The organism is Pseudomonas sp. TWI923 (assembly GCF_039673365.1).
Classification (GTDB): Bacteria; Pseudomonadota; Gammaproteobacteria; order Pseudomonadales; family Pseudomonadaceae; genus Aquipseudomonas; species Aquipseudomonas sichuanensis.
Map to the genome: position 1 here is coordinate 75,890 of NZ_JBDJLM010000014.1, position 8,320 is coordinate 84,209.

Here is an 8,320-nt window from a genome sequence, read left to right on the forward strand (position 1 = left end):
CGCATCAGTACAGGCAAACGCGCTGAATCTGCAGCGCCTCGCCCACGCCTGTCTGCCAAGGATTGTCTCGATGCTGTGTCGCCTTACCCCTCTCGCAAGCCCGCTGTTGCTCGGCCTGGCCGTGGCCGCGTGGCACCTTACCGCCCAGGCCGATGTGCGCCGTTTCGATATCGCCCCTGGCAACCTCGACAGCGTGCTCGGGCAGTTCGGCCAGCAGGCCGGGGTGATGGTCGCCGTAGACTCTCAGGCCTCCCGGGGCGTGCACAGCCCCGGCCTGCGCGGTCAGTTCGCGGTTGAGCAGGGCCTGGCCATGCTGCTGGTCGGCACCGGGCTGCAGCCGGTGCAGGTCAGCAGCGACCGTTATCGGCTGATCCCCCAGGCAGCCGACAACGGCGTCATGGAACTGGGCGCCACCAGCGTCAACGCCACCGGGCTCGGCGCTACCACCGAGGGCACCGGTTCCTACACCACCGGGGTGACCAGCACCGCCACCAAGATGAACCTGTCGATCCGCGAGACCCCGCAGAGCATCAGCGTGATCACTCGCCAGTTCATGGACGACCAGCAGCTCACCAGCATGTCCGACGTGCTCAAGCAGACCCCGGGCATCACCATGTCCCAGGATGGCGGCGAGCGCTTCAACATCTATTCGCGCGGCAGTGGCCTGAACACCTACCAGTTCGACGGCATCACCACCTACCAGGAAAACCAGACCCGCACCATGCCCAGTACCTTGCTGGACATGGCGATCTACGACCGGGTCGAGGTGGTGCGCGGCGCCACTGGCCTTATGACCGGCGCGGGCGACCCCAGCGGTGTGGTCAACGTGGTGCGCAAGCGCCCGACCCGGGACTTCCAGGCCTATGTGCAGGGTGGCCTGGGCTCGTGGAACTATCGGCGCCTGGAGGCCGATGTGTCCGGCCCGCTGACCCCCGAAGGCAACCTGCGCGGGCGCCTGGTAGCGGCCAAGCAGACCAACCACACCTTCATGGACTGGTATAAGCAGGACAAGGACATCGCCTACGGCGCGCTGGAAGCCGACCTCACCGACACCACCCTGTTGCGGGTCAGCATCGACCACCAACGCTATCGGCCCACCGGCGCCCAAGGTGTGCCGCTGATCTACAACAACGGCACGCCGACCGACTTCTCCCGCTCCACCAGCTCCGGGGCGCGGTGGAACCTGGACCGCTTCGAGACCACCAACTACACCATCGGCCTCGAGCAGCAACTGGCTGGCGACTGGCAGCTGAAAGTCGGCACCACCTACATGGATGTCGACCGCTACGCGTTGTCGGGTGCCTATTACAGCTCATCGAACAACTCCAACATCAGCCCTGACGGCAGCGCCAAGATCGACCAGAGCGACGCCACCGCCACCCAGCGCCAGCGCGCGATCGATGCCACCTTGCAAGGGCCGTTCGAACTGTTCGGGCAGACCCACGAACTGATCTTTGGCGCCAACTACTTCGACTACGTCAATCGCCATCACTCCGAGGGCACCGATGACGCGATCGTCGACTTCGACACCTGGGGCAACGAACTGCCCAAACCCAGCAGCGACACCTTCACGCCGGTGCTGGACTACGATGTCGACACCCGCCAGAGCGGCTACTTCACTGCCGCGCGTTTCAACCTGAGCGACAGCCTGCACCTGATCCTCGGCGCCCGGGCCAGCAACTACCGCTATCACTACTACCTGCGCAGCCTGCCCGACGGCGCCCCGAATGCCTACGGCATGACCGAGCGCGGCGTGGTCACGCCCTACGCCGGGCTGGTCTACGACCTCACCCCCGAGCAGTCGGTGTACGTCAGCTACACCGACATCTTCAAGCCGCAGTCGGCCCGTGACCGCGAAGGCAAGTACCTGGAACCGGTAGTGGGGAAAAACTACGAGACGGGTTGGAAGGGTGAGTTCTACGACGGGCGCCTGAACAGCAGCGTGTCGCTTTACCTGGTCGAGCGCGACAACGTCGCCGAGCTCGATGGCGGCGCCAAGGTGCCGGGCACTCGCGACCAGGAAGACGCCTACCGCGCCGTCAGCGGCGCCAAGACCAAGGGCATCGACATGGAGCTGGCCGGCGAGTTGGCCACGGGCTGGAACGTGCAGGCCGGCTACAGCCATTCGCGCACCGAGGACGCCGATGGCCAGCGCCTGACCGCCCAGTTGCCGATGGACACCTTCCGGCTGTGGAACACCTACCAGCTACAGGGCGACTGGCAGCGCCTGACCCTGGGCGGTGGGGTCAACTGGAACTCCAGCAACTCGGTGTATTTCTCCCGTTATCGCACCCGCATCACCCAGGATGACTATGCCGTGGTCAACCTGATGGCTCGCTACCGCTTCAACGAGCACCTGAGCAGCACGTTGAACCTCAACAACCTGTTCGACGAGAAGTACTACACCGGCTTCTCCGGCAGTTGGGGGCATTACGGTGCGCCGCGCAACGTGATGATGAACCTGCGCTACGATTTCTGACCCTCAACCCGCCGCCCGGCGCCGCCGTTTCTGCTGGTACATGTCGTCGTCGGCGCGGCTGAGCAGGGTGTCGGCGTCCTCACCGTCATCGGGGTAGCAGGCTACGCCGATGCTGCAGCTGGGCATGCCGATATCGCCGAACTCTGGGCCCAGCGGCTCGGCCATGACGGCGAGAATCTGGGCGATCTGCTCGGCAACCGCAGCGGGCGACGAGATTTCCGGCAGCAATACGGTGAACTCGTCGCCACCCATGCGCGCCACCGTGTCGGTGGCCGCCACGCAGGCTTCCAGGCGCCGGGCAATGGTGCACAGCACGCGGTCGCCCGCCGCATGCCCGTGGACATCGTTGATGCCCTTGAAGTCGTTGATATCCAGGAACAGCAGCGCCAGTGGACGTTGCTGGTGCCGTGCGTTGTGCAGCGCCGCAACCAGGCGGTCGTTGAACAGCGAGCGGTTGCACAGTCGGGTCAGCGGGTCGTGATGGGCGAGGAAGCGCAGCTCCTGCTCGGCCTGGGTCAGGGCGGTCACGTTGCGCGCCACGCCGATCCGCGCACCCACCTCGTCGGACCAGAACGCCGCCCACAAGATGTGCACCACCGCACCATCCTTGCGGATGTAACGGTTACGGAAATCGAAATGGGCGTGGCCGTTCATGATGCGGATGATCGAGGCGCGGGTCGCCTCCAGATCGTCCGGGTGCATGTAGCGGGTGATCGGGGTGCCGGTGAGTTCGTCGGCACGGTAGCCCAGCAGCGCTTCGCAGGCGTTGCTGACGAACACGATGGTGTTGTCCCGGTCGACCACGAACACAGTGTCCAGCATCAGGTGGATCAGCTTGGGGTACAGCGCTTGCAGGTCAACGGGCATGGGGCTGGGAGTCCGCTACGGTGGGCTCGATCGTAGCCTGATCGCGAAGGGCGGCGGCGAGTGGCCCGGTCGGCAGCGGGGCAGGGCCAGGCAACGGTTCGCGGCGCCGGCCAGCATACACAGTGGCGGGCGGCTGTCACCAGAGGCGGCGGACGAAATGGACGGGCGCGCAGTGGCACCTGTCGTTCATGGGCAGGCCAGGGCGCCGAACGGAGCCCTGGCCGGGATCATCAGGCCGGTACGCCGAGGATGATGTGCGAGGCCTTGATGACGGCGGTCGCATTGACGCCTGGGGCCAGGCCCAGCTCCTGCACGGCATCGCGGGTGACGATGGCGTGGACCTGGGTGCCGCCGGCGAGTTCGAGGGTCACTTCGGCGTTGACCGAACCGTCGGTGACTTTCACCACCTTGCCATTCAGGCAGTTGCGGGCGGACAGGCGAATGTCGCTGGCCTCGGTCATCAGCATTACCCAGGGTGCCTTGATCAGGGCGATGGCCTCGGCGCCTGGCTTGAGCCCCAGGCTGTTGACACTCTCGACGGTGACCACCGCCACCAGGGTTTCGCCACCGACCAGCTCGAGGCTGACCTCGCTGTTGACGGCGCCGGGGCGCACGTCACGGACCTTTCCTTTGAACACGTTGCGGGCACTGACTTTCATGCAATTCTCCTTGAAGATGAAAAATCTGACTGCAGTGTCAGGATTTCGTTATGTAGTTTCCAGCATAGCGGCGGCGGTGAGAGCTTCTTGTATACAAAAACCTTTAGTTCTGCTTACATTGGCCGGCGCCTACGACAGCGGCAATCGCCGCTGCGTATTGCGACGGTTACTCATCATGCAACACCCAACGCTGCTCGAACCCTACGAGCCTCTTGCGCGAATCCCGTTCAACGCTGATGCATGCTTCAGCGCTCCCACGAGCGACGGACTCGCCGCCATACCCTTCACGCCGCAAACCCGTCCATGCCTGTCAGGGCCCTTGGCTCATGCCTTGGCACGTGCGGATTCAGCCGCGGCACGGTATCGCCTGCCGTTCATCTGCGCACTGCCTGCGCAGTTGCACTGAACGCTCCATCCAGGCCGCCCGACGGCGGCCTGTGCAAACATCCTGTTGAATGCGACCCCTTGCGGGAGAGGAACACCCATGCCCAAGACAATGCTGATCAAGAACGCCGAACTGCTGGTGACGATGGACGGCGAACGCCGGGAAATCAAGCGCGGCGGCCTGTATATCGAAGACAACATCATCAAGCAGGTCGGCCCCAGCGACAGCCTGCCGCAAACCGCCGATGTGGTGCTGGACATGGCCGGCAAGGTGGTCATCCCCGGCCTGGTCAACACCCACCACCACATGTACCAGAGCCTCACCCGCGTGGTGCCGGCCGCCCAGGACGGCGAGCTGTTCAACTGGCTGACAAACCTGTACCCAATCTGGGCGCGGCTGACACCGGAAATGATCGCGGTGTCGACCCAGACCGCCATGGCCGAGCTGATCCTGTCGGGCTGCACCACCTCCAGCGATCACCTGTACATCTACCCCAACGGCTGCAAGCTCGACGACAGCATCCACGCCGCCGAGGAAATCGGCATGCGTTTCCACGCCGCGCGCGGCAGCATGAGCGTAGGCCGCAGCCAGGGCGGTCTGCCGCCGGATTCGGTGGTGGAGAAGGAGAGCGACATCCTCAAGGAGTCCCAGCGCCTGATCGAGGACTACCACGACGCCAGCCATGGTTCGATGCGCCGCGTGGTGGTGGCGCCGTGCTCACCGTTCTCGGTGAGCCGCGACCTGATGCGCGAAGCCGCGGTGCTGGCGCGTGAATATGGTGTGTCGCTGCACACCCACCTGGCGGAAAACGTCAACGACATCGCCTACAGCCGCGAGAAGTTCGGCATGACCCCTGCCGAGTACGCCGAAGACCTCGGCTGGGTCGGCCATGACGTGTGGCACGCCCACTGTGTGCAGCTCGACCAGCACGGCATCGAACTGTTCGCCCGCACCGGCACCGGTGTGGCCCACTGCCCCTGCTCGAACATGCGCCTGGCCTCGGGTATCGCGCCGATCCGCAAGATGCGCGACCACGGCGTGCCGGTGGGCCTGGGGGTGGACGGCTCGGCCTCCAACGATGGCGCCAGCATGATCGGCGAAGTGCGCCAGGCGCTGCTGTTGCAGCGGGTCGGTTTCGGCCCCGATGCCATGACCGCGCGCGAAGCCCTGGAAATCGCCACCCTGGGCGGCGCCAAGGTGCTTAACCGTAACGACATCGGCGCCCTGGCCCCCGGCATGGTCGCCGACTTCGTAGCCTTCAGTCTCGGCCACGTGGCCTATGCAGGCGCCTTGCACGACCCGCTGGCGGCCCTGGTGTTCTGCACCCCGACCCACGTTGATACCAGTGTGATCAATGGCCGGGTGGTGGTGAAGGACGGCCGTATCACCACCGTGGATCTGCCCCTGGTGCTGGAGCGTCATAACCAGCTGGCGCGGCAACTGGTTAGCGGCGAGTGACTTGAGTGGCCGTTGCGCGCCTTGTGGGGCGCAACGGCTGCTCAGCTAACCGCTGAGCCAACCACCGCCGCCGGCAGGGCAAGGCCGAGCGCTGGCTCCGCGAGTGCCTGCGGCGCAGCAAGGTGTTCGAGCTTGATCAGCGTGGGGTGTCGGCGACGTTGTGAGGAATTGCTCGGCGCGCCGACCCTTCAGTGATCACAGAGTGTTTATGCCCGCCAGGGGCGTGTAGCCGTTTTTCCACACCCGAACAGGAATGCTCCTTCCTGCGCGCGAGACACCTTCCGACTTCTTCCTGAATACCGCCTCGGTATGGTTTCCCTCCTGCATTTTCAGGTCGCCCGACCGAGGCCATTGCACTGCACCGCCCACCTTGTGGGAGCGGGCTTGCCCCGCGATGCGTAGCCACCAGGCGACCTCCTTTCCAGCAAGGAGCGCCAAACCAAATGGCAACCACCCCCGGCAAGGCCAGCCCTTCAGGCAAGGGCATTTTACAAGTAGCGATCACACCACTCGCCGAAATCCAGGCCAAGGACGTCGGCAGTGGCGCCGCCGTGTTCGACGCCTGGCTGCGGGAAGTCAGTGCCGGCCATGCCACCCTCGAGCGCCTCAAGACCGTCGCTGGCAATGTGCCAGTGGCGGGCAACAGCATCGCCCTGATCGAAGCACTGGGCGCTATCGCTACCCTGGCCCGCAGCAAGGTGCCCGACCCGCTCGACTGCGCCACCTTTGCCCTCAATCTGATCGCCTTGGTCACCTCGCCCGCCGGTGAGGCGCCGGCGCGCATGAGCTTGCGGCCGATGCTGTTGTTCGTGCGCCAGGAGGGCAAGCAGGTGCTCGACGATGCGTCGGTCGAACTGCTGGCCGGCCACCTCAACGCCGATATCGTCGGCAGCCTTGATAATTTCGTCAGCCAGGCCGCCGGCAAACTCAAGGGCATCCTCGCCGAGGCCGCCACACTTGGCGAGCGGATCATCCTCGACATTGCCAGTGGCCTGGCCACCCTGGCCGAAGGCGCCGGCCTAAGACACGCCCGCTCGGCATCTGCCACGAACAGCGCGCTGATGCACAACCCGCTGGCCACGCTCGACAACTACCTGGCCGGTGCCTTCAGCGCCTACAAGCACGCTGGCAAGGGCATGACCAGTGTCGGCCTTCCGTTCAGCGCAGCGGCCAAAACCGAACTGCTCACCCACAGCGCGCACCTGCGCACCTTGGCCCCACTGATACGCGGCATGATCCTCAAACTGGGCGATGCCGGCAGCCCCGGCTCCATCGAGGCCCTGAGTCAGATCCTGGCCAGCAGCGTCAAGCAGTGGCGCCAACGCAACCCCCAGGTGGTGGCAGCCAACATCAAGCCCGGCGGCACCAGCAAGGCCCGCCACCAACTGGCCGAAGGCAAGCTGGAAACCCAGAAAGAGCAGGCGCCCGCGTCCCAGGCCGCCAACCCGTGCAAGAACGGCGCCCCGGCCAACACCTGCAACAGCATCAACTTCGCCCTGGGCAGCGAGACCCTGCAGCACACCGATTTCAGCCTGCCCGGCCCGTTCCCGATCACCTGGACCCGCACCTACCACTCGCGCCTTTCCGCCCTCGACAGCGGCAGCCTCGGCGCCCGCTGGATCACCGCCTTCACCACCTGCATCGATGTGCAGGACGATGGCCTGCTGCTGCACGATATCGACGGCCGCAGCCACGCCTACCCGCTGCCCAAGGTCGGCAAAACCCATTACGACGCGGTCGAGTACCGTGGCCTGACCCGCACCACCGACACCCAGCTCATCCTCTCGCGCGGCCAGGAGCGCCACGAGACCTACGAGCGCGTCGGCGAGCGCTTCCACCTGGTGCATATCGTCATGCGCAACGGCGTCGGCGCGATGCTGCACTACGAGCACAGCCACAACGGCCGCCCGGTGTTGTCGGACATCAACACCTACGCCGACAACGACCCGAGCAAGGTGCACCTGCAACTGGGCACGCTGCTCGATGAGCACGGCCATATCCAGGGCCTGTGGCAATTGGTCGACGGCAAGCCGCTGCGCCAGCTGTGCGCCTACCACTACGATGACCAGGGCGACCTGATCGCCGCCCAGGACGAGCACGGCGCCGCCTGGCGCTACCAGTACCAGCACCACCTGATCACCCGCTACACCGACCGCACCGAGCGCGGCCTCAACCTGGAATGGGACGGCAGCGGCCCGCACGCCCGGGCGATTCGCGAATGGGCCGACGACGGCAGCTTCGAAACCCGCCTGGCGTGGGATGAGCACATCCGCCTGACCACCGTGACCGACGCCTACGGCGGCCAGACTCGCCACTACTACGACGCCGAGGGCTACACCTACCGCATCCAGCACGCTGACCAGCGCTCGGAGTGGCTGTTCCGCGACGCCCGCAAGAACGTGATCCGCCACCTGCACGCCGACGGCAGCCAGGACCGCTACACCTACGATGAACGCAGCAACCGCCTGCAGC

At 65.5% G+C, this 8,320-nt stretch carries 5 protein-coding genes; 3 read left to right on the top strand and 2 right to left on the bottom strand.

All coding sequences use genetic code 11. The features are described from left to right. Positions 1–70: 70 nt before the first annotated feature. Entirely contained in the window at positions 71–2,479 is a 2,409-nt protein-coding gene (locus tag ABE459_RS08955) for a TonB-dependent siderophore receptor (RefSeq protein WP_346648015.1), read from the top strand. Between the two features lie 3 nt (positions 2,480–2,482). Here the strand turns inward: ABE459_RS08955 and ABE459_RS08960 are convergent, their stop codons facing one another. Next, on the bottom strand, positions 2,483–3,346 hold the full coding sequence (locus ABE459_RS08960) for a sensor domain-containing diguanylate cyclase (RefSeq protein WP_125463626.1): 864 nt from the start codon (positions 3,344–3,346) through the stop codon (positions 2,483–2,485). Between the two features lie 230 nt (positions 3,347–3,576). Continuing rightward, positions 3,577–4,005 carry a TOBE domain-containing protein gene (locus tag ABE459_RS08965; RefSeq protein WP_323831240.1) on the bottom strand — a complete coding sequence of 143 codons (429 nt, stop codon included), beginning with the start codon at positions 4,003–4,005 and terminating at the stop codon, positions 3,577–3,579. 484 nt (positions 4,006–4,489) lie between these two features. Between ABE459_RS08965 and ABE459_RS08970 the strand changes: the two genes are divergently transcribed. Then, complete coding sequence (locus tag ABE459_RS08970; RefSeq protein WP_323831239.1) at positions 4,490–5,848, top strand: 8-oxoguanine deaminase; 1,359 nt, start codon at positions 4,490–4,492, stop codon at positions 5,846–5,848. 443 nt (positions 5,849–6,291) lie between these two features. Beyond that, a partial coding sequence (locus tag ABE459_RS08975) for a DUF6531 domain-containing protein (protein WP_323831238.1) occupies positions 6,292–8,320 on the top strand: 2,029 nt, incomplete at its 3' end.